The organism is Klebsiella sp. HC6 (assembly GCF_022605325.1).
In the GTDB taxonomy this organism is placed as follows: domain Bacteria; phylum Pseudomonadota; class Gammaproteobacteria; order Enterobacterales; family Enterobacteriaceae; genus Klebsiella; species Klebsiella terrigena.
This window is the reverse complement of record NZ_CP093276.1, coordinates 2,292,490-2,313,449: the sequence shown is the minus strand read 5'-3', so window position 1 is coordinate 2,313,449 and position 20,960 is coordinate 2,292,490. Positions and strand designations below refer to the sequence as shown.

General features: G+C 55.9%; 20 protein-coding genes, 1 pseudogene and 1 riboswitch. Of the genes and pseudogenes, 12 read left to right on the top strand and 9 right to left on the bottom strand.

All coding sequences use genetic code 11. The annotated features are described in order from the left end of the window. Positions 1-93 precede the first annotated feature (93 nt). Positions 94-1,332, top strand: coding sequence for an alginate lyase family protein (locus MMW58_RS11285; RefSeq protein WP_241723373.1), 1,239 nt, complete (start codon positions 94-96; stop codon positions 1,330-1,332). Beyond that, positions 1,332-3,329, top strand: coding sequence for a heparinase II/III domain-containing protein (locus tag MMW58_RS11280; RefSeq protein WP_241723372.1), 1,998 nt, complete (start codon positions 1,332-1,334; stop codon positions 3,327-3,329). The genes MMW58_RS11285 and MMW58_RS11280 overlap by 1 nt, the downstream gene beginning before the upstream one ends. A 118-nt stretch (positions 3,330-3,447) precedes the next feature. Here MMW58_RS11280 and MMW58_RS11275 read toward each other — a convergent pair whose 3' ends face one another. Continuing rightward, positions 3,448-3,633, bottom strand: a complete 186-nt coding sequence (locus tag MMW58_RS11275; RefSeq protein WP_133598462.1) for a YoaH family protein — start codon at positions 3,631-3,633, stop codon at positions 3,448-3,450. An 87-nt stretch (positions 3,634-3,720) separates the two neighbouring features. Between MMW58_RS11275 and pabB the strand changes: the two genes are divergently transcribed. From pabB to MMW58_RS11255, 4 genes are all read left to right on the top strand, one after another. Continuing rightward, on the top strand, positions 3,721-5,076 hold the full coding sequence (pabB, locus tag MMW58_RS11270; protein ID WP_241723370.1) for an aminodeoxychorismate synthase component 1: 1,356 nt from the start codon (positions 3,721-3,723) through the stop codon (positions 5,074-5,076). 3 nt (positions 5,077-5,079) lie between these two features. Beyond that, entirely contained in the window at positions 5,080-5,658 is a 579-nt protein-coding gene (locus tag MMW58_RS11265; RefSeq protein WP_133598466.1) for a CoA pyrophosphatase, read from the top strand. Positions 5,659-5,936: 278 nt separating this feature from the next. After that, the gene (gene sdaA, locus MMW58_RS11260; RefSeq protein ID WP_241723716.1) at positions 5,937-7,301 is read left to right on the top strand and encodes an L-serine ammonia-lyase; all 1,365 of its coding nucleotides are present in this window, start codon (positions 5,937-5,939) and stop codon (positions 7,299-7,301) included. 124 nt (positions 7,302-7,425) lie between these two features. Continuing rightward, positions 7,426-9,003 (top strand): EAL domain-containing protein, encoded by a 1,578-nt coding sequence (locus tag MMW58_RS11255; protein WP_159235717.1) that lies wholly within the window; start codon positions 7,426-7,428, stop codon positions 9,001-9,003. A 38-nt stretch (positions 9,004-9,041) separates the two neighbouring features. Here the strand turns inward: MMW58_RS11255 and yoaE are convergent, their stop codons facing one another. Continuing rightward, entirely contained in the window at positions 9,042-10,601 is a 1,560-nt protein-coding gene (gene yoaE, locus MMW58_RS11250; RefSeq protein WP_241723368.1) for a TerC family protein, read from the bottom strand. A gap of 448 nt (positions 10,602-11,049) precedes the next feature. On the opposite strand from yoaE, the gene manX reads away from it, so the two are divergent. From manX to mntP, 5 genes are all read left to right on the top strand, one after another. Then, on the top strand, positions 11,050-12,021 hold the full coding sequence (manX, locus tag MMW58_RS11245; RefSeq protein WP_045859155.1) for a PTS mannose transporter subunit IIAB: 972 nt from the start codon (positions 11,050-11,052) through the stop codon (positions 12,019-12,021). Positions 12,022-12,076: 55 nt separating this feature from the next. Continuing rightward, positions 12,077-12,877: a PTS mannose/fructose/sorbose transporter subunit IIC gene (locus MMW58_RS11240; RefSeq protein ID WP_045859157.1), complete on the top strand. Its 801-nt coding sequence runs from the start codon at positions 12,077-12,079 to the stop codon at positions 12,875-12,877. A 12-nt stretch (positions 12,878-12,889) separates the two neighbouring features. Further along, positions 12,890-13,741, top strand: a complete 852-nt coding sequence (locus MMW58_RS11235; RefSeq protein ID WP_041146195.1) for a PTS mannose transporter subunit IID — start codon at positions 12,890-12,892, stop codon at positions 13,739-13,741. Positions 13,742-13,804: 63 nt separating this feature from the next. Then, positions 13,805-14,263 carry a DUF986 family protein gene (locus MMW58_RS11230; RefSeq protein WP_123709091.1) on the top strand — a complete coding sequence of 153 codons (459 nt, stop codon included), beginning with the start codon at positions 13,805-13,807 and terminating at the stop codon, positions 14,261-14,263. Positions 14,264-14,462: 199 nt separating this feature from the next. After that, positions 14,463-14,573: riboswitch (yybP-ykoY riboswitch) on the top strand. Between the two features lie 116 nt (positions 14,574-14,689). Next, on the top strand, positions 14,690-15,256 hold the full coding sequence (gene mntP / locus MMW58_RS11225) for a manganese efflux pump MntP (RefSeq protein WP_133598474.1): 567 nt from the start codon (positions 14,690-14,692) through the stop codon (positions 15,254-15,256). A 3-nt stretch (positions 15,257-15,259) separates the two neighbouring features. On the opposite strand, the gene rlmA is transcribed toward mntP, so the two are convergent. The 6 genes and pseudogenes from rlmA to mgrB form a co-directional block, all read right to left on the bottom strand. Then, positions 15,260-16,054: a 23S rRNA (guanine(745)-N(1))-methyltransferase gene (gene rlmA, locus MMW58_RS11220; protein ID WP_133598476.1), complete on the bottom strand. Its 795-nt coding sequence runs from the start codon at positions 16,052-16,054 to the stop codon at positions 15,260-15,262. Between the two features lie 61 nt (positions 16,055-16,115). Beyond that, positions 16,116-17,861, bottom strand: a complete 1,746-nt coding sequence (gene ftsI, locus MMW58_RS11215) for a peptidoglycan glycosyltransferase FtsI (RefSeq protein WP_132511958.1) — start codon at positions 17,859-17,861, stop codon at positions 16,116-16,118. A 191-nt stretch (positions 17,862-18,052) separates the two neighbouring features. Beyond that, the gene (gene cspE / locus MMW58_RS11210; protein ID WP_001062678.1) at positions 18,053-18,262 is read right to left on the bottom strand and encodes a transcription antiterminator/RNA stability regulator CspE; all 210 of its coding nucleotides are present in this window, start codon (positions 18,260-18,262) and stop codon (positions 18,053-18,055) included. 12 nt (positions 18,263-18,274) lie between these two features. Further along, positions 18,275-18,419, bottom strand: a pseudogene (locus tag MMW58_RS11205) (DUF2627 domain-containing protein). A gap of 634 nt (positions 18,420-19,053) precedes the next feature. Continuing rightward, complete coding sequence (locus MMW58_RS11200; protein WP_045859168.1) at positions 19,054-19,344, bottom strand: YebO family protein; 291 nt, start codon at positions 19,342-19,344, stop codon at positions 19,054-19,056. 74 nt (positions 19,345-19,418) lie between these two features. After that, positions 19,419-19,562 (bottom strand): PhoP/PhoQ regulatory lipoprotein MgrB, encoded by a 144-nt coding sequence (gene mgrB, locus MMW58_RS11195; protein ID WP_041146201.1) that lies wholly within the window; start codon positions 19,560-19,562, stop codon positions 19,419-19,421. A 160-nt stretch (positions 19,563-19,722) separates the two neighbouring features. Between mgrB and MMW58_RS11190 the strand changes: the two genes are divergently transcribed. Beyond that, positions 19,723-19,962 carry a YobH family protein gene (locus MMW58_RS11190; RefSeq protein WP_041146202.1) on the top strand — a complete coding sequence of 80 codons (240 nt, stop codon included), beginning with the start codon at positions 19,723-19,725 and terminating at the stop codon, positions 19,960-19,962. A 65-nt stretch (positions 19,963-20,027) separates the two neighbouring features. Here MMW58_RS11190 and kdgR read toward each other — a convergent pair whose 3' ends face one another. Then, positions 20,028-20,819: a DNA-binding transcriptional regulator KdgR gene (gene kdgR / locus MMW58_RS11185; protein WP_045859170.1), complete on the bottom strand. Its 792-nt coding sequence runs from the start codon at positions 20,817-20,819 to the stop codon at positions 20,028-20,030. Positions 20,820-20,960: the final 141 nt, after the last annotated feature.

Sequence of the window (20,960 nt, the reverse complement as noted above, 5' to 3'; positions counted from 1 at the left end):
TTAATTAATCCGCCTACCTTTTGCGTCATGGAAATACGCAACAGGCATAATTCTCTTGTTATCTTTTCTCATATTTGAAGAAGGGTTATTACTATGTATTCAATACCTCGCCGAGGAATATTAGGCATTACGCTTCTCTGTTGTAGCGTCAGTGCATCCCTGTATGCCGCTGAACCCTATACCCTTGACGGTAAAGATTTAGCCTATAGCCGCCAGCAGATAGCGGCTAAAGACCCGCTGTTCGTGCAGGCAGCAAGCGCGCTGTTCAACAAGGCGGATCTGGCGCTTAAACATCCGCTGCTTTCGGTGATGGATAAAACGCTGGTCGCCGCCAGCGGCAATAAGCACGATTACTACAGCTTTCCGCCGTACTGGTGGCCAAACCCGGAGACCAAAGACGGTCTGCCGTACATCCGCAAAGATGGGCAAACTAACCCGGACGCAAACAGTAATGCCACTGATAAAAATCGCCTGGTGAAAATGAGCAACGATGTCTCGACGCTGGCGCTGGCATGGTATTTCTCTCAGGATGAACGCTACGCGCAGAAGGCCGTTCAACAGATTACAAGCTGGTTCCTCGACGCCAATACCCGCATGACCCCGAACCTGCAATACGCGCAGGCCATCCCCGGGATTAATACCGGACGTGGCATTGGCATTATCGATAGCCGGGCGCTGGTTGAGGTGGTTGATGCCATCGCCCTGCTGCAATCATCCAGCGCGCTGAGTGAAACGGACGTAACGGCGCTTAAACAGTGGTTCGGCGAGTTTTATCACTGGATGACCACCAGCCAGAACGGCTTTGAAGAAGAGAACTGGCACAACAATCACGGCACTTATTTTGATATGCAAGCCGCCACCTTTGCGCTGTTCAGCGGCAAAATCGAAGAAGCGAAAAAGCGCCTGTACATCACTCAATTGCGCCGTATCGCCGGGCAGTTTGATATGCAAGGCCGCCAGATGGCTGAGCTTGAGCGCACCCGTCCGTGGCACTACAGCAACTTCAACCTCGAAGCCTATAACCGTCTGGGACGTCTGGGCGAAAAAGCCGGTGTCGATATCTGGAACTTTACCCTCGACGACCATAGCCTGCAAAAAGGCTATCAATATGTGGCTGGCTTTATTAACAGCGGTACGCCGTGGCCGTGGAAAGACCTCGACAAAATGGACGATAAAAAAGCGCTACGCAACATTGCGAGCGCCGCCCACGCATGGCCGAACAATCCGCTATTTAGCGAGAAAGCGCGCTGGCTGAGAGCGAAATATCCTGACGATATCACCACGCTCATCGCCCCGCTTCCTGCGTCAACCGAGGTCAGGGATAACCAATAATGAAACAATTTTCTGGGCTATGGCCCGACATCGCCAGACGTGCAGCCGGTAATGTCGAGCAGATTGAACGGCTCGTGAAGGATGCACAACCGATACTTGAAGCCGCCGTTCGCATCCCGCAAACCGGGATAGCCAGCTGGAATCTTTACTACTTTTGTCCGCACCATGGGGTGCGGCTGACGTGGCTGGCGGACTCTCCCCACCAGCACGCTTGCCCGGTGGATGGCGAAACATTCAGCGGTGAGCCCTGGGACGGCGCATGGTGGCGTGAAATGAACGGTCGCAACGCCAGCGCCTGCCAGCAGCTGGGGCTGCTCTGGCGTCTGACCGGGGAAACGCCGTACCGCGACAAAGTCCGCACGCTGCTAATGGGCTATGCGGATGTTTATCCCGACTATAAAGTCCATGGCGATATCCCGCACAATGGTCCTGGCAAAATGAATGCCCAGACGCTGTGCGAAGCCAACTGCATTCTGGATATGGCGCTAGGATATGATTTTATTCGCGACAGCTTACCGCCCGATGAGCAGCAGCACATTGGCGAGACCCTGCTGCGCTGCGCGGCAACGTTTCTGTGCGCGCATCGCAGCCCACAAATCCATAACCATGAAGTGAAAATCAGCGCGGCGCTCGGGGTGCTGGGGTTTGTGCTGGAAGATGAGCGCCTGCTGGATTTTGCCGTAAATCAGCCCTACGGCCTGCGCTGGCAGCTCGAGCATGGATTACTGGCTGAAGGTTTATGGTTTGAAGGTTCGATTCACTACCACTACTACGCGCTGCAGGGGTTCTTTGCCTTTGAGAAGCTGGCGCGTGGCACCCGCTGGAGCCTGCTTGATGGCCCGTGGTATCCACGAATGCTCAGTTTCCCACTCTCGCTTGTGCTCCCTGACGGTACCTTCCCACGACTGAACGATTGCCTCGCCGGACAAGAGAAGCTGTATCACCGCGATCTGTACGAATTTGCCTGGTTTATCTGGCATGACCCGCTCTACGCGTCGGTCCTGCAGTTGACTGAAGATGACGCGGATTGGCGGGAGACGCTGCTGTGGCGCGACCGGGCGCTGCCTGAAACCGCAATCAATCCGATCCCGCAACGCTCGATCTTTGCTCCGGGCGCCGGGCTGACGCTGTGGCGACGCCCGCAGCAGCAGTTGGCGGTGTTGATCAAACACAGCCCCTGGGGCGGCGAGCACGATCACTACGATCGGCTGAGTCTGATGCTGTGGCAACGCAACGGCTGGTTACTCCCGGATCTCGGCACCACGGGCTACGGTGCGAAAATGCACTACGATTATTACAAAAACAGCGCCACCCACAACACGCTGTCCGTCAACCAGACCAATCAGCCGCCTGCCAACACCGAGGTCTTAGGCTGGCATATGGGCGATGATTATCACTGGATAGACGCAGAAGTTAACTGGAAGAAGCCGCCGCCAACGCTTAACAGCCATACGCGGGTAGAATGGGATGTCGAGGCATGGCGCGAAGTGCGCTTTCGCCGTCGCCTGCTGTGGCTGGAGGATGTGCTGATTGACCTGTCAACGGTGGAAAACCCGCATCGTCAGCAGCTCGACTGGACGCTGCATCTGGCCGCGAAGGCGCTCGACCAAAGCGGCATGCCGCAACCCTTTTCGCTCAAAGGGCCGCTGCGTAATATGCGGGACTCAACCGTGACGCCACTTCACGGCTGTCAGCCGCGCCACTTTGCCCGCGAGAACGACACCTTTGCCCTCTGGCTAGCCGGTGACGGTGAACTGTGGCAAGGGCTGGCTCCCGATAATCCGGCGATCGACGACCTCAGCTATCTGGTATTACGCAACCATCTACCGCAGGCGCGTTTTTGTTGTGTTTGGGATCTGGCGAAAACGTCACCGCTGACCGAAGTGAGCGTACATCACACGCCCCTCGGTACTCAGTTGAACTTCTGGCGTGGTGAGCGCGTGACCCACGTGACGCTGCATGAAGATCCCGGCCTGCTGCCAGATGCGATTATTTGACCCGCCGCCTTCCGGTAACGGAGGGCGCGTTTAACTTTTTTCGCCGGTAATCATCGGCCTGAAGGGGGGACTGTCAGGGAACGGGCTCCCCTGCTGATATATCAAAGACGCTATTTACTTACTCATCGTCTTCATCATCTTCAAAGCGCGCTACGATCCGGTCCCCGGTATGCGTGGCGCGCAGTTCGTTGGCCACCAGGCGAATCGCCTCACCGCTGCTCATCCCCTGCGACATCAGCTCCTGGATACGCTCTACTGCTTTTTGCTGCTGCTCGTGGCTCAGCGAAGGTAAACCTGCAAACATAACTGACTCCTGCTACATTGTGGGGCGTAATTATTTCACGCCGTCCCCTTATTAGCCAGCGGGCGGTAACGATCAGGATCGAGGAAGATGTTGTCCCCCGCTATTATTACCCTGCCCTGGCATTCGGATGCCGCCGAGCGCTACTTTGCGCCAATAAGCGCAGCGCCCTGGGCGATGCTGCTGCACTCAGGCTTTGCCGATCATCCGCACAACCGTTTTGATATTATCGTCGCCGAGCCGCGCGCAACCCTGACGACCCGCGGCGGTATCACCACGGTGAACGACGGCCAAACGTTGACGACTTCGACTGACGATCCGCTAACAATAGTGGCGCAGCAGCTGGCGCAGTGTGGACTCGCGCCGCAGGCCCATCCGCACCTGCCGTTCCTTGGCGGCGCGCTGGGGCTGTTCGGCTACGATCTGGGGCGCCGCTTCGAAAAGCTGCCGTCTCATGCCGACGCGGATATTGCCCTGCCGGATATGGCGGTCGGTATTTACGACTGGGCGCTGATCGTCGATCACCAGCAGCGTGAGGTCTCTCTGCTGAGCTACGACGATCCCCACGCGCGCCTGCGCTGGCTGACGGCACAAGCTGCCCCAGCGGCGGCCCCTTTTAGCCTGACCTCGGCCTGGCGCTCTAACATGAGCCGCGAGCAGTACGGTGAGAAATTTCGCCAGGTACAGGCGTGGCTGCAGAGCGGTGACTGCTACCAGGTCAACCTGGCCCAGCGCTTCCAGGCCCGCTATCAGGGCGACGAGTGGCAGGCATTTTGTCAGCTTAACCGCGCTAACAGAGCCCCGTTCAGCGCCTTTATTCGCCTCGAGGACGGCGCGGTGCTGAGCCTCTCTCCGGAGCGTTTTATCCGGCTCCATCAGGGTGAAATCCAGACCCGGCCGATTAAAGGCACCCTACCGCGGCTGGCCGATCCGCAGCAGGACGCCCGCCAGGCAGAAAGGCTGGCTAACTCGCCGAAGGATCGCGCTGAAAATTTGATGATCGTCGATTTGATGCGCAACGATATTGGCCGGGTTGCCGAGCCCGGCAGCGTTCGCGTACCCGAGCTCTTCGTCGTTGAGCCGTTCCCGGCGGTCCACCATCTGGTCAGCACCATTACCGCCAGGCTACCGGCCCATCTTCACGCCAGCGACCTGCTGCGCGCGGCGTTTCCCGGCGGCTCCATTACCGGCGCCCCCAAGGTGCGCGCGATGCAAATTATCGATAGCCTGGAGCCGCAGCGGCGCAACGCGTGGTGCGGCAGCATCGGCTATCTCAGCCTGTGCGGGAATATGGACACCAGCATTACGATCCGCACGCTGACGGCGTGGCAGGGGCAGCTATACTGCTCTGCGGGCGGCGGGATTGTCGCGGATAGCGAAGAAGACGCTGAATACCAGGAAACCTTTGATAAAGTTAACCGCATTCTGCACCAACTGGAGAGTTAAGATATGGCGGATAGCGCCCTTGAGCTGGACGACTTTCTTTCGCGCTTTCAATTACTGCGCCCGCAGCCTTCGCAAGGCGCCCTCAATCAGCGCCAGGCCGCGGTGCTGGTACCGATTGTCCGTCGCCCGCAGCCGGGGCTGCTGCTTACCCAGCGTTCGCCGCGGATGCGTAAGCACGCCGGCCAGGTGGCCTTCCCGGGCGGAGCGGTCGATAACAGCGACGCGTCGCTGATTGCCGCCGCGCTCCGCGAGGCGCAGGAAGAGGTGGCTATTCCCCCTGAACAGGTGGAAATCATCGGCGTTCTGCCGCCGGTGGATAGCGTGACCGGCTTTCAGGTCACCCCGGTGGTGGGGATCATTCCGCCTAACCTGCGCTATCACGCCAGCCAGGATGAGGTGGCGGCGGTCTTTGAAATGCCGCTGGCCGAAGCGCTGCGCCTGGGCCGCTATCACCCTCTGGATATCCATCGCCGCGGGAACTCGCATCGGGTCTGGCTTTCCTGGTATCAGCATTATTTTGTCTGGGGAATGACCGCGGGGATTATCCGCGAGCTGGCCCTGCAAATCGGCGTCAAGCCCTGACGCCTTAATCGACTTTGCGCAGCCCTCCTTGCGGCTGCGTTCGCTCGCCGAACTCCCCCGCACCGCCCTTTGCGCCCCCCTCTTGCGGCTCCCCCGTCGGGCCCGTTACTCAGGGTATATACTTAAATATGACGGCGCTCTCAGCATTAGTAAATTCATGGTTATCCATTAGTTTAATTCATGTGAATAGTTAAGCTGATGCTACGGTTCCCTCTTACACTATGCGCAGTTATCACATCGTTGCCGCAGCCGCGGCAACCCTGTACTGGAGTGTTATGGTGATTAGTATATTCGACATGTTCAAGGTGGGGATTGGTCCCTCATCTTCCCATACTGTAGGGCCGATGAAGGCCGGTAAACAGTTCGTCGATGACCTGGTCGAAAAGGGACTACTTAATGACGTGACGCGCGTGGCGGTTGACGTCTACGGCTCGCTCTCATTAACCGGCAAAGGCCACCACACGGACATCGCCATTATCATGGGGCTGGCGGGCAATCAGCCCGATACGGTCGACATTGACGCGATTCCGGCATTTATTCGCGACATAGAAGCGCGCGGACGCCTGCTGCTGGCGCAAGGGCAGCAGGAAGTCGATTTCCCGCAGGATGACGGCATGCGTTTTCGCAGCGACAACCTGCCGCTGCACGAGAACGGGATGACGATTCATGCCTGGGCCGGCGACAAAGAAATCTACAGCAAAACTTACTACTCCATCGGCGGCGGTTTTATCGTCGACGAAGAGCATTTCGGCAAAGAAAATGCGGGCGAGCTCAGCGTACCTTACCCGTTTAAATCGGCGCAGGAGATGCTTGGCTATTGCAAAGAGACCGGACTGTCGCTCTCCGGAATGGTGATGCAGAACGAACTGGCGCTGCACGACAAAAAAGAGATCGAAGACTATTTTGCCAACGTCTGGCAGACCATGCGCGCCTGTATCGATCGCGGCATGAATACCGAAGGAGTACTGCCAGGGCCGCTGCGCGTACCGCGTCGCGCCTCGGCGCTGCGCCGCCTGCTGGTGGCCAGCGATAAGCTCTCCAGCGACCCGATGAACGTCATTGACTGGGTGAACATGTTTGCCCTCGCCGTCAACGAAGAGAACGCCGCCGGCGGCCGCGTGGTTACGGCCCCGACCAACGGCGCCTGCGGGATTGTGCCCGCGGTGCTGGCCTACTACGACCACTTTATTGAATCGGTCAGCCCTGATATCTACATTCGCTACTTTATGGCCTCCGGCGCCGTGGGCGCGCTGTACAAGATGAATGCCTCTATTTCAGGCGCGGAAGTGGGCTGTCAGGGCGAGGTTGGCGTGGCGTGCTCGATGGCCGCCGCCGGTCTTGCGGAGCTGCTTGGCGCCAGCCCGGAGCAGGTGTGCGTGGCGGCAGAGATCGGCATGGAGCACAATCTTGGCCTTACCTGCGATCCCGTCGCCGGCCAGGTCCAGGTGCCGTGCATCGAACGCAACGCTATCGCATCGGTTAAAGCGATTAACGCCGCGCGTATGGCGATGCGCCGCACCAGCGAACCGCGCGTCTCCCTCGATAAAGTTATCGAGACGATGTACGAAACCGGCAAGGACATGAACGCCAAATATCGCGAGACCTCCCGCGGCGGTCTGGCCATCAAAGTACAGTGTGACTAAACCATCTCAAACGAAATGCGCCCTAACCGGCGCATTTTTCTTCTGCTATTCATTTACATCCACTACACTTACTCTCTGACGATTGATATTCTGAAGGTTACTCAGAGTCGACAGGGTGTCGCGCATGCAGACTGCACATAAGGTCATCACGACATACCGCCGCAAACGTATTACCGTCTGTTTGATTGTTGCGTTATTAACGCTAACAACCACGCTGGTTATCCGATTTATTTCGCAGCGTAGCCTAAATCAGCAGCGGATCCAGACCGTCACCGACCAGATGGTGCTGGCCATGGATAAAATTCTTCTCCCGCTTGAGAGCCACCACGCCTCGATGCTCAGTTTCGTCGGCCAGCCGTGTCGGGATATTCACCTGCCTTTACGCAAGCTGGCGGCCTCGCTGCAGACGGTACGCACCATCGCGCTGGTGAAATCCGATATTCTTTACTGCTCCAGTATTTATGGCGAACGTAATATTAACCTTCATCAGCGGCAGCCCATGCTGCCGAGCAACCGCCCTCTTCTGGCCTTCTCCACCGACGGGTCGCTGCTGGTCGGCTCGCCGGTATTAATTCGCTGGTATCCGGTCTCTCTCAGCGGCGCCGACGGCGTCATGCTGATGATTAACATTGAGCTGCTGGGGGAGTTAATTCTCAACGCGAAATCACCGCTGATTACCGGTATTGGGCTGCAGGTGGGAGATAAAAGCTTTATTTACGGCCTCGGCCTGGTGGACCGCGACGCCATTCCCGGCGAGCGCATTATCTATCGCCAGAGCTCTTCGCAGTTTCCCTTTACCATCAACGTCAGCGGCCCGGGCGCCTCGGCCATCGCCCTCAACGACCTGCCCGCCGAGCTGCCGCTGGCGCTGATCCTTACGCTGTTGATGACCGGCATTGCCTGGCTAACCACCGCCGGCAGGCTCAGCTTCTCCCGTGAAATCAGCCTCGGGATCGCTTCTCGCGAGTTCGAGCTTTGGTGCCAGCCGCTGGAGGATGCGCGCAGCCAAAGATGCTGCGGAGTCGAGATCCTGCTGCGCTGGAACAATCCGCGTCGCGGGAAAATTTCCCCCGACGTTTTTATTCCCATTGCCGAGGGCTACAATCTTATCGTTCCCCTCACCCGCTACGTCATCGCGGAGACCGCGCGCCAGCTCAACCTCTTCCCCCAGGACAAGCGCTTCCATATTTCGATCAACGTCGCCGCCCGCCACTTTGCTAACGGCGAGCTGCTGCGCGATCTGCATCACTACTGGTTTAGCGCTCATCCCATCCAGCAGCTGGTGGTGGAGCTGACGGAGCGCGACGTGCTGCAGGATGGCGATCGTCATATGGCCGAACACCTGCATTACAAAGGCGTGCAGCTGGCAATCGATGATTTCGGTACCGGCAACAGCTCGCTGTCATGGCTGAAAAAACTGCGCCCCGATATCTTAAAAATTGATAAGTCCTTCACCAGCGCTATCGGCATCGACAGCGTAAATTCGACGGTAACGGATATGATTATTGCCCTCGCGCATCGCCTGGAAATTGTCACTATCGCGGAAGGCGTTGAAACGCAAGAGCAGGCGGAGTATTTGCGTGACCAGGGCGTCGATATCCTGCAGGGGTTTCGCTACGCCCGGCCGATGCCGATAAACGAATTCCCGCAATGGCTGGCGATGCACAGCCTGGCGACGGTGGGGGAAAAGGATAGCGAATAGCCTGCCGGCCCCTTACGGAGGCCGGCAGGTCGGCGGGATTACTCTTCTTCGTCGTGCTCGTGGCGCGTTTTGACGACGCGGACCAGGTCGACACGATAGCTGTTAGCCTCAACGATAGTGAACTGCAGCGGCGCCAGCTCAACGACGTCGCCGGTGCGCGGGATATGGCCGTTGACGGCGATAACCAGCCCGGCAACCGTCGCAATATCCTCTTCTTCGTTGACGATATCATCCAGCCCCAGCGTCTGCTGCAGCGCGTGGAGATCGGTCGAGCCTTTGATCAGCCAGCCGTCGCCATCGGCAACGATCTCCGGCGTCTCATCGGCATCCGGGAACTCGCCGGCAATCGCCTCCAGCACGTCCAGCGGCGTCACCAGCCCCTGCACCACGCCAAATTCGTTGGTGACAATGACGAAGCTGCCGCGGGCCCGGCGCAGAACGCCCAGCAGATTGATCGGGTCCAGGGTTTCCGGAACCACAATCGCCGGCGACGCCGAAGCGAGCGCCGCCACGTTCTCACCGGCCTCCAGGGCCACCAGCATCTCTTTGGCACGAACGATGCCGATGATCTCATCCAGCTCGCCCCGGCACACCGGGAACAAGCTGTGCGGAGAAGAGAGCAGCTGGCGGCGAATCTCGTCTTCGCTCTGCTCAGCGTCAACCCAGCTGATTTCACCGCGCGGCGTCATGATGCCGCGCAGCGAGCGCTGGGCAAGCGTCAGCACGCCGTTAATCATGTAGCGCTCTTCCTCGGCAAACTCGCCTTCCGGCACCGGTATCGCAGAAGGCATGTCGCCATCGTGCGTGACCTGATTCTGCTTGCGGCTGCCCATCAGGCGCAGGATCGCATCGGCGGTTCGCGCGCGCAGCGGCAGCGTCGACTGATGGCGGATAAAGTTACGGCGCGCCACCTGGTTGAAGAACTCGATGGTTATCGAGAAGCCAATCGCGGCGTACAGGTAGCCTTTCGGTATATGGAAACCAAAGCCTTCAGCCACCAGGCTCAGGCCAATCATCAGCAGGAAGCTAAGGCACAGCACCACCACCGTCGGATGCTGGTTCACGAAGCGGGTCAGCGGCTTCGAGGCCAGCAGCATTACCATCATCGCAATCACCACCGCCGCCATCATCACCGGGAGATGGTTCACCATGCCCACGGCGGTAATCACCGCATCCAGCGAGAACACGGCATCAAGCACGACAATCTGCAGCACCACCACCCAGAAGCTGGCGTAACCTTTCCCATGACCGGCATCGTGCTGGCGGTTTTCCAGCCGCTCGTGCAGCTCGGTCGTCGCCTTGAACAGCAGGAATATCCCCCCCAGCAGCATAATAAGATCGCGCCCGGAGAAGGAAAAATCAGCGATGCTAAACAGCGGTTTGGTTAAGGTCACCATCCACGAAATAACCGACAGCAGCCCCAGACGCATGAACAGCGCCAGCGACAGGCCAATCAGGCGTGCTTTATCACGCTGCTTTGGCGGCAGTTTATCCGCAAGGATGGCGATAAATACCAGGTTGTCGATACCGAGCACGATCTCGAGGACGACCAGCGTCAACAGGCCGACCCAAATAGAGGGATCCATTAAGAATTCCATGAGTTGCTCCAGTTAACGACGGACGCAGTCATCGCTATGTCATGCACAGGCGAGACAATTGTTGCTGGTAAAAAAGCGTAGCAGGTAGCGGTGGCAGAAAGGTGCCAAAGGGTGAAAAGACGTCGATGAGGGTCCATACAGCGGGCTTATGCCCTATACTCCTGAGTAGTTAAACGGAAGCTAAACATAGCAAAAAACAGAAGCGGATTGGAAAAAAATTTACCTGTTTTTGCAATAGCTAAGGCTATTTTTTGCGCCGCGAAATTATTATTCGTAGATGCGTGATTAACGGATCTTCATCACATTAATTATTTTTTCACTATCTAAAATAATTCGCTGTAGTGATTATTTTAGATCTTACACCCTTACTGAATCGATTTTGTTCGCAAGAGTGATTCAGGATGTATCACAACAGATGATGCATTCACCATAATAAAGGAGGTAGCAAGTGACGATTGCTATTGTAATAGGCACACATGGTTGGGCTGCAGAACAGCTGCTGAAGACGGCAGAAATGCTGTTGGGCGAGCAGGAAAACGTTGGCTGGATTGATTTCGTTCCCGGTGAAAACGCCGAAACGCTGATCGAGAAGTACAACGCACAGCTGGCGAAGCTGGACACGACTAAAGGCGCGTTGTTTCTCGTCGATACGTGGGGAGGCAGCCCGTTCAACGCGGCGAGCCGCATTGTCGTCGATAAAGAACACTACGAAGTCATCGCCGGCGTTAACATTCCAATGCTGGTTGAAACGCTGATGGCCCGTGACGACGATCCGTCGTTCGACGAGCTGGTGGCGTTAGCGGTGGAAACCGGTCGTGAAGGCGTTAAGGCGCTGAAAGCGAAAGCGGTAGAAAAAGCGGCTCCGGCTCCCGTTCAGGCGGCAGCGCCGCGAGCGGCAACCCCAGCTAAACCGATGGGTCCAAACGATTACATGGTTATCGGCCTGGCGCGTATCGACGATCGTCTTATCCACGGACAGGTCGCGACCCGCTGGACCAAAGAAACCAACGTCACCCGTATTATTGTCGTCAGCGATGAAGTCGCCGCCGATACCGTACGCAAAACGTTGCTGACTCAGGTTGCACCTCCGGGCGTCACCGCCCACGTTGTCGATGTGGCTAAAATGATCCGCGTCTACAACAACCCCAAATACGCCGGCGAGCGCATTATGCTGCTGTTCACTAACCCAACTGACGTTGAGCGCGTTGTTGAAGGTGGCGTGAATATCACCACCGTTAACATCGGCGGCATGGCTTTCCGCCAGGGCAAAACGCAGGTGAACAACGCGATTTCGGTCGATGAGAAAGATATTGAAGCGTTCAGGAAGCTGAACGCCCGCGGTATCGAACTGGAAGCACGCAAAGTTTCCACCGACCAGAAACTGAAAATGATGGACCTGATCGCCAAGGTTAATAAATAACCCTGCGCTCGCGCCTGACTTTTCAACTTAAGACTTAATCAACAGGAGAAGTACAATGGAGATTACCCTTCTTCAGATTGTGCTGGTGTTCATCGTCGCGTGTATTGCGGGTATGGAGTCGGTACTTGATGAATTTCAGTTCCACCGTCCTCTGGTGGCCTGTACGCTGATTGGCGCCGTTCTCGGGGATATGAAAACCGGTATTATCATCGGTGGTACCCTGGAAATGATCGCCCTGGGCTGGATGAACATCGGCGCCGCCGTTGCGCCGGATGCCGCCCTCGCGTCCATCATCTCGACCGTGCTGGTTATCGCCGGCCACCAAAGCATTGGTGCCGGTATCGCGCTGGCTATCCCGCTGGCAGCAGCAGGCCAGGTTCTGACCATTATCGTTCGTACGATCACCGTTGCCTTCCAGCACGCTGCGGATAAAGCGGCGGAGAGCGGAAACCTGACGGCCATTTCCTGGCTTCACGTTTCGTCTCTGTTCCTGCAGGCCATGCGTATCGCTATCCCGGCCGTTATCGTCGCTATCTCCGTCGGTACCAGCGAAGTCCAGGGCCTGCTGAACGCCATTCCGGAAGTGGTCACCGGCGGTCTGAACATCGCGGGTGGCATGATCGTGGTCGTTGGTTACGCGATGGTCATCAACATGATGCGCGCAGGCTATCTGATGCCGTTCTTCTACCTCGGCTTCGTTACCGCTGCGTTCACCAACTTCAACCTGGTTGCTCTGGGCGTGATTGGTACCGTAATGGCCATCCTCTACATCCAGCTTAGCCCGAAATACAACCGCGTAGCGGGTGCGCCAGCGCAGGCTGCTGGTAATAACGATCTCGATAACGAACTGGACTAACAGGTGAGCGAAATGGTTGATATGACTAAAAATACCACCGAGAAAAAACTCACTCAGAGTGATATTCGTGGCGTGTTCATTCGTTCTAACCTGTTCCAGGGTTCATGGAACTTCGAACGTATGCAGGCGCTGGGCTTCTGCTTCTCTATGGTGCCGGCAATTCGTCGCCTGTACCCGGAGAATAACGATGCGCGTAAACAGGCGATTAAGCGTCACCTTGAGTTCTTTAACACTCACCCTTACGTTGCGGCGCCGGTTCTCGGCGTAACGCTGGCGATGGAAGAGCAGCGTGCTAACGGCGCGGAGATCGACGATGGTGCCATCAACGGTATCAAAGTCGGCCTGATGGGTCCGCTGGCAGGCGTAGGCGACCCGATCTTCTGGGGTACCGTGCGTCCGGTATTCGCGGCGCTGGGCGCCGGTATCGCGATGAGCGGCAGCCTGCTCGGTCCTCTGCTGTTCTTTATCCTGTTTAACGCGGTACGTCTGCTGACCCGTTACTACGGCGTCGCGTACGGTTACCGTAAAGGTATCGACATCGTTAAGGATATGGGCGGCGGCTTCCTGCAGAAACTGACCGAGGGGGCATCGATTCTCGGCCTGTTTGTCATGGGGGCACTGGTTAACAAGTGGACGCACGTGAACATCCCGCTGGTGGTATCCACCATCACCGGTCAGGATGGCCAGACTCGCGTGACCACCGTGCAGACTATCCTTGACCAGCTGATGCCGGGCCTGGTGCCTCTGCTGCTGACCTTCGCCTGTATGTGGCTGCTGCGTAAGAAAGTTAACGCCCTGTGGATCATCGTTGGCTTCTTCGTCATCGGTATCGTTGGCTACGCCATCGGCCTGCTGGGGCTGTAATTATCCTGCTGTACGCCGGGGGCCTGCCCCCGGCTTTTTTTTTAGCTTTTGTTCGGAGGATGGATGACTCTCACGGATCTGGTGCTGGTGCTGTTTATTTTGCTTCTGCTGGCATTTGCGATTTATGACCAGTTTATTATGCCGCGCCGCAACGGCCCGCAGCTGCTGGCCATTCCCCTGCTCCGCCGCAGCCGCGTTGACGGGATAATCTTCGTCGGCCTCACCGCCATCCTGATTTATAACAACATTGTTAGCCACGGCGCGCTCATCACCACCTGGTTGTTATCTGCTCTGGCATTAATGGGACTCTACCTGTTCTGGATCCGCACGCCAAAGATCATCTTCAAGCCGGCTGGCTTTTTCTTCGCCAATATCTGGATTGAATATAAGCGTATTAAAGAGATGAATTTATCGGAAGACGGCGTGCTGGTGATGCAATTAGAGCAAAGACGCCTGCTTATTCGCGTACGAAATATCGACGATCTGGAAAAAATATACAAACTTCTCGTTTCCACTCAATAAGTTAAAAATATAGCCTGCGCTATATTTCAGCCCATTTCGGCAGAGAGATATATAGCCATTGCTATATTCCCTCTGCCCACTTCACTGATATTTATTAACCAATTCTTGACACCTAAATTCAAATGAAAATCGTTATCATTTGGTTATTAAAATATCTAAATCGTGTTATTGTTTTATATTCTCAAAATATGTTAAGGTTGCGCCCGTCGTTGGGGAGTAGCCGATCTTCTGTCCGCCAGGCCAGAAGATGTACGTGTCAACATACTCGTTGCAAAACGTGGCACGTACGGGTTGAAGAACGCATTCAATCAGGCGAGACCATAGGCACATCACTGCGGTGCGCAATATATAGTCATTAGAGTTATTGCGTATATTTACTGGGGGCAGCGATGTGTCATATGGAATATCCCCGGTCAGGACGCACTCATGAACTTATCCGCAACGATTCTTCTGGCCTTTGGCATGTCCATGGACGCCTTCGCCGCCTCTATCGGTAAGGGTGCCACCCTCCACAAACCTAAATTTTCCGAAGCGTTACGCACCGGGCTTATCTTCGGCGCGATTGAAACGCTGACCCCGCTTGTCGGCTGGGGAATGGGGATGCTTGCCAGCCAGTTCGTCCTCGAGTGGAATCACTGGATTGCCTTTGTGCTGCTGGTTTTCCTCGGTGGCCGAATGGTCATTGAAGGATTTCGCGGCGGCGTTGACGATGAGTGCGAAGCGCCCCATCGTCACGGCTTTTGGCTGCTGGTCACCACCGCCATTGCTACCAGCCTTGACGCGATGGCCGTTGGCGTCGGTCTGGCCTTCCTGCAGGTGAACATCATTGCCACCGCGCTGGCGATTGGCTGCGCGACGATGGTGATGTCAACGCTGGGTATTATGCTGGGACGGTTTATCGGCCCGCTGCTTGGCAAACGGGCTGAAATTCTCGGCGGGATTGTGCTGATCGGGATCGGGGCAGAAATTCTCTGGAGCCACTTCGCCGGTTAGCTATCAGGCATCACGCTGCCAGCAGTGGATCATAAAATCGGTCTGGCAGCCGAATAGCGCCTGCTGGCGCAGCGTCTCACGCACCGGCGGTTTCGCCCGCCATGCAAACGGCGTCATCTGCAGCAGCGCCTCGGCCTCACTTCCGCTTAGCGTCATGGGATAAGCCAGCTGCTGCTCATGGCGCAGGGAAAAACCGGTCATCTCTTCCGTATTCTGCTCGTGCAGATGCACCTCGTCGTAAATCAGGCCTTTCAGCTCAAGCAGATGCTTCGGACCCGGCGTCGCGGTAACCACCCAGCCCCCGGGTCTGACCACCCGCGCCAGCTCGAGCGCGTTGCAGGGCGCGTAGATCCGCACCACCGCATCAAAGCTGGCATCAGCAAACGGCAGACGCTGGCTGGAAGCGACGCAGAAATTCACCTGCGGATAGCGTTTGGCCGCCGCGCGAACCGCTGATTTAGAGACGTCGAGGCCCCAGCAGCGGGCTGAAATAGCGGCAAACGCGTGGGTGTAGTAACCCTCGCCGCAGCCGATGTCCAGCAGGTCGGCGGGCGCACAGGTCTGCAGAAACTCGCCGATCGCATCACGCAGCGGCTGGTAGTGGCCGGCATCGAGAAAGGCGCGTCGCGCCTGCATCATTTCCGCACTGTCGCCCGGATCGCGCGAGCGCTTGAACTGCACCGGCAGCAGGTTAACGTATCCCTCCTTCGCTAAATCAAACTGGTGCCGCTGCGGGCAGATATAGCTATTTTCGCGGCGCTCAAGCGGCGCGTGGCAAAGGGGGCAACTGTAAGACATGACAACTCCGGTGTCGCTGAAAGAGCGAAAGTGTAGCGTTATTCGCTCTTTCAGACCACTGTTACAGCGCCGGAGGCAGGCTCTCGTCGTTATGCATAACGATAAGATTGTCCGAGCCCGCCGGCATTCCGTCCGGCATCACGTTTTCGAGACGCAGGACGTCGCCCATTATCTGGCTAAATACCGGCGCCGAAACGGCCCCGCCGTAATAGGAGCCGTTGCTGGGGTCGTTGATCACCACCACCAGCGCAAACTGCGGGTTGCTGGCCGGCGCCACGCCCGCGGTATAGGCAACATATTTATCGATGTACTTGCCGTCCGGGCCAATTTTTTTCGCGGTCCCGGTTTTTACCGCAATCCGATAGTCGCGGACGGCCGCTTTTGTCCCGCCGCCGCCCGGCAACGCCACGCTCTCCATCATATGCTCTACTTCATGAACGATCTGTTCCGGCATCACTCGCGTGCCGATAACCGGCGGATCGATGCGGGTAATCGACAGCGGCCGCTCGATGCCGAAGCCGCCGATGGTGGCGTAGACGTGCGCCAGCTGCAGCGGGGTGACCATCAGGCCGTAGCCAAAAGAGAAAGTCGCGCGATCCAACTGGCCCCAGTAGCGGCGCTGGGGCATCAGCCCCGTGCTTTCCCCGGTGAGCCCGAGGCCCGTCGGGTCGCCAAAGCCAAAGGCCTTATAGGTGTCGATCAGGTGCTGGACCGGCATAGCCAGAGACAGGTGCGAGACGCCGACATCGCTGGATTTTTGCAGAATGCCGGTGAGGGTCAGCTCCGGATAGTAGCCGACATCGCGAATGCGGTGACCGTCAAGAACGAAAGGATGGGTATCCACCACGCTGTCAGGCTGCACAATCCCCTGCTGCAGCGCCGTCATCAGCACCAGCGGCTTCACCGTCGAGCCTGGCTCAAAGGTATCGCTGATGGCGCGATTACGGAAATCATCCAGCCGGGCGTTATCGCGATTATTGGGGTTAAAGTCCGGATAGCTGGCCATCGACAGGATTTCGCCGGTATCAATCTTAATGAGCACCGCCGCTCCGGACTCGGCCTTGTTCCAGCTGACCGCATTATCCAGCGCATCCTCGGTGACCGTCTGCAGCCGCTCGTCGATACTCAGCTGTAAATTGTGCGCCGGAACCGCCGCCACCTCGGTGATATTTTCAATCACGTGGCCGTGGCGATCTTTACGCACCAGCCGACGCCCGGCCTTTCCGGTCAGCTGGGCGTTGAAGCTTTTTTCAACCCCTTCAATGCCCTGATTATCGATATTGGTAAAACCAAGCAGGTTGGCCGCAACGTGACCAGCCGGATAAAAGCGTCGGGATTCGTCGCGCAGGTTAATCCCCGGCAGATGCAGCTTATCGATCCACTCGGCCTGCTCCGGGTTAACCTGGCGCGCCAGATAGACAAAGCGCATATGGGGATGAGCCTGAACCCGTTTCGCCAGGTCGCTCAGGTTAAGGTGCAGCGCTTCCGCCATCGCCTGCCAGCGCGGACCATAGCCGACGCCCCCTTTCTCGAGGATCGTTTGCGGGTCGGCCCAGATAGCGCTAACCGGTACGCTGACCGCCAGCGGGCGATTCTCGCGGTCGCTTATCATCCCGCGCTGAACGTCAATAGGCTCTTCGCGCAGCGAACGCATATCCTCTTGCTTAACCAGATTATCGGGGGAGACAATCTGCAGCCATCCCACCCGGCCTAAAAGCAGCCCAAGGCAGCTGAGGATCGCTGCGCACAGTAGCCCAAAGCGAATCGGGGTGAAATTCGCGCCTGTCTTAGTTTTGTTCTTTTGCACCGTAGCTCCAGCATTATTTTGCAACCCTCTGATTTAACAGAAAATCGACAAAACAGGATGCGAAACAGTGCTAATAAAGGTGTTGTTTTGCAACAAAGCGCAACGGAGGGGGGAAATCGGAAATGTTTTGCAATAAACGCTAAAAAGCCCCGCAAAGGCGAGGCTTTCTTTACAAGCTGAGTGGTCTTGAATCAGATAGCAGTTACGTTAACTGCTGCCGGACCTTTCTGGCCGTCCTGAATTTCGAACTCAACGTTCTGGCCTTCAGCCAGAGTTTTGAAGCCATTACCCTGGATAGCGGAGAAGTGTACGAACACGTCTTTGCTGCCATCAGCCGGAGTAATAAAGCCAAAACCTTTAGACTCGTTGAACCACTTAACTTGACCTTTAATCTTTGCCATTTGCAAAATTCCTTAGACTGTTTTCTTCGCCCGCAGGCGCTTACATAGATAAAACTGACACACTACTGCATGAGGCACTAATATAAGGTTCGGCAGAGAAGCGGTATTCAACGACAACGTGTTTACTCAGGACTTCTTTACTGAAAATGCCACACATAAACAGAACTGTACCTCGTTTAACCCGAAAGGTGTTATCACATACAACGTTAATAATGGCAAGCCATTTTTAAACGGCTCTCGATCCTTCGCACAAAATATAAGGGAATCATTTGACCAACTGCACGTTTATGCGCCTTTTCTCGCCCGCTGTTAATCCCGGGGCGCGCGGCAAACATCCGATTATGCATGGATGATAGCTGCAACTTTTTCACCACAGCTCAACAACTTCGCTCCGTCCAGCCCGCCATGCATGCACCCTGCCAATTTTGAGGGGTTACGTGCGCATAGCTGCATAACGATGCGCATAAACGCGCATATTGATAGTTGAAAATTGGCTTAGGCCGAGAATATGCAGGGTTAATTAAATGCTGTTAGCCACGCGACAAATAGTGTTTATATTGCATCTTAATAATGAAATTTCGATGACACACACTTTCATCATGCAATTAAATCACGATGTTATTATTTTATTTGAATAGCTCAAAAATCCATAGCTTATTGGATAAAATTGCGATCGCTAACACATTAAGTGACATAAGAAATGTGGCAATAAGCGCGGAAGGATAAGAATAAGTTATTGCGTAAGGCGATGAGGCAGGTGTACACCAGCGCGGTGTACACCCGTTTATCAGCTACCGTTCAGCGACGAGACGGATAAAGTCGTCGTCGTCCTTCCCCTTCTCAACGGCTGAAGGTTCGGCAACCTCTTCCTTCTCAGGCTCATTGGCTTCGCAGAGACGACGCAGCAGCGCGTTTTGGCGCTTTTGCTGATCCAGCAGAGCCTGCAGCAGCGCAATCTGCTCGTTAGCGCGCGAACTTGCGCGATTAACAAAAAACCATAACAACAGGCCGACAAGCAACAGCACAATGGAAAGCGCCAGCGATGCCAGATTTACGATCCCAGGACTTAGTAACTCACTCATTTCACCACCTCAAAGAGAAGGCGTTTATTCTACCACCCGCGCAGCAGAAGAAAATCAGTCGTAATAAAAATGTCTTACCAGGGGATGAATTTGTTGATGGTGCAGATGCCGCTGAAAAACTGCACATCCTGATCGCACATTACGTTAAGCATCTGAGTCCACAGCAACAAACAGCCCGCTATGACAACAATCAGCAAAACCCAGCGTAATTTTTTCACTCCACACTCCGCATCAATACCAGATGTTGCCAGGATAGCACGCTCATCTTAAACCGCGGCTAACTGTAATACGAAACGCAAGTTTCAGAATCATAGACTTGTTTCAACTCGTGTACCTGTCAAAATAAACGCCGAGGATAATACAAATTATGAGGCAACAATGCGATTGATCATTCGTACGATTGTAGTACTGGCTATCTTATGGATTGGCGTATTATTAAGCGGCTACGGCATGTTGATTGGCAGCAATGAGAACGCAGCGGGGCTGGGCCTCCAGTGTAAATATCTGACCGCTCGCGGTACCACAACCGTGCAGTACGTTCACTCTGACAGCGGTATTATTGGTCTGACCGACTGTCCGGTTCTGCGTAAAAGCGAAACCGTTATCGACAAAGGTTAATCTACTGCGGGCTACAGCAGGAAGCCTCTTCTCGCTGTAGCCGCCGCAGCTAGCGCCCGCCGCTGTCAGAACGGATAGTCGTTATAGCCCATCTGCTCAGAAATTTTACGCGCCGCGGTGTGCAGCATTGCAACGTATTCATGCAGACGCTCCTCCGAGAAGCGCAGCGTCGGGAAAGAGATACTCAACCCGGCAATCACTACGCCAAAGCGGTCGAAGACCGGTACGCCAATGCAGCGTAGCCCCTCTTCCTGCTCTTCGTTGTCTTCGCCGTAGCCCTGCTGACGAACGCTGTCCAGAACCCCCAGCAGCTCTTCGGTGCTGGTAATCGTCCGGTCGGTGCTGCGCTTATACTCGACGTCTTCGAGGATCTGCTCTACCTCGGCGCGGTCGCGCCACGCCAGCAGCACTTTGCCGATGGCGGTACTGTACAGCGGGTTGCGGCGGCCGATGCGCGAATACATGCGCAGGTTGTACATCGAATCGATTTTATGGATGTAGACGATACTGTCTTCGTCCAGCGCGCCCAGATGAATAGTCTCTTTCGTCAGGCGCGACAGCTCGCGCATCTGAATATCCGCACTGCGCACCAGATCGACATTCTGCAGCGCGCGCGCGCCCAGCTCGAACAGCTTCAGCGTCAGGGAGTATTTCTCAGACTCCCCTTCCTGGGCAACGTAGCCCAGCGACTTCATGGTCTGCAAAAAGCGATAAACGGTGCTTTTTGACATCATAACGCGCTGAGATAGTTCGGTAATACCAATTTCACGCTCTTCGCCAAGCGCCTGCAGGATGCCAAAAACCTTCAATACTGAAGAGACAGAATCTGGCTGTTTATCCAAATCTGCAACTGCCATTTATCACCTCATCGCTACTGTTTTATAAAAATTAGAACCGGTTTTTATTATAAATTCGCAACCCGATGCCCGCAATCGTTCTTCTGCCCATTCGTTACAAATCTGCGACATACAGCCGAATAATCAATGCTAAAATCATTA

What these genes read in the sequence shown, in the direction of transcription:
- MMW58_RS11285 (WP_241723373.1), top strand. Translation starts at nt 94, where the DNA reads ATGTATTCAATACCTCGCCGAGGAATATTAGGCATTACGCTTCTCTGT.
- MMW58_RS11280 (WP_241723372.1), top strand. Translation starts at nt 1,332, where the DNA reads ATGAAACAATTTTCTGGGCTATGGCCCGACATCGCCAGACGTGCAGCC.
- MMW58_RS11275 (WP_133598462.1), bottom strand. Translation starts at nt 3,633, where the DNA reads ATGTTTGCAGGTTTACCTTCGCTGAGCCACGAGCAGCAGCAAAAAGCA.
- pabB (WP_241723370.1), top strand. Translation starts at nt 3,721, where the DNA reads ATGTTGTCCCCCGCTATTATTACCCTGCCCTGGCATTCGGATGCCGCC.
- MMW58_RS11265 (WP_133598466.1), top strand. Translation starts at nt 5,080, where the DNA reads ATGGCGGATAGCGCCCTTGAGCTGGACGACTTTCTTTCGCGCTTTCAA.
- MMW58_RS11255 (WP_159235717.1), top strand. Translation starts at nt 7,426, where the DNA reads ATGCAGACTGCACATAAGGTCATCACGACATACCGCCGCAAACGTATT.
- yoaE (WP_241723368.1), bottom strand. Translation starts at nt 10,601, where the DNA reads ATGGAATTCTTAATGGATCCCTCTATTTGGGTCGGCCTGTTGACGCTG.
- MMW58_RS11240 (WP_045859157.1), top strand. Translation starts at nt 12,077, where the DNA reads ATGGAGATTACCCTTCTTCAGATTGTGCTGGTGTTCATCGTCGCGTGT.
- MMW58_RS11235 (WP_041146195.1), top strand. Translation starts at nt 12,890, where the DNA reads ATGGTTGATATGACTAAAAATACCACCGAGAAAAAACTCACTCAGAGT.
- MMW58_RS11230 (WP_123709091.1), top strand. Translation starts at nt 13,805, where the DNA reads ATGACTCTCACGGATCTGGTGCTGGTGCTGTTTATTTTGCTTCTGCTG.
- mntP (WP_133598474.1), top strand. Translation starts at nt 14,690, where the DNA reads ATGAACTTATCCGCAACGATTCTTCTGGCCTTTGGCATGTCCATGGAC.
- rlmA (WP_133598476.1), bottom strand. Translation starts at nt 16,054, where the DNA reads ATGTCTTACAGTTGCCCCCTTTGCCACGCGCCGCTTGAGCGCCGCGAA.
- cspE (WP_001062678.1), bottom strand. Translation starts at nt 18,262, where the DNA reads ATGGCAAAGATTAAAGGTCAAGTTAAGTGGTTCAACGAGTCTAAAGGT.
- MMW58_RS11200 (WP_045859168.1), bottom strand. Translation starts at nt 19,344, where the DNA reads ATGAGTGAGTTACTAAGTCCTGGGATCGTAAATCTGGCATCGCTGGCG.
- MMW58_RS11190 (WP_041146202.1), top strand. Translation starts at nt 19,723, where the DNA reads ATGCGATTGATCATTCGTACGATTGTAGTACTGGCTATCTTATGGATT.
- kdgR (WP_045859170.1), bottom strand. Translation starts at nt 20,819, where the DNA reads ATGGCAGTTGCAGATTTGGATAAACAGCCAGATTCTGTCTCTTCAGTA.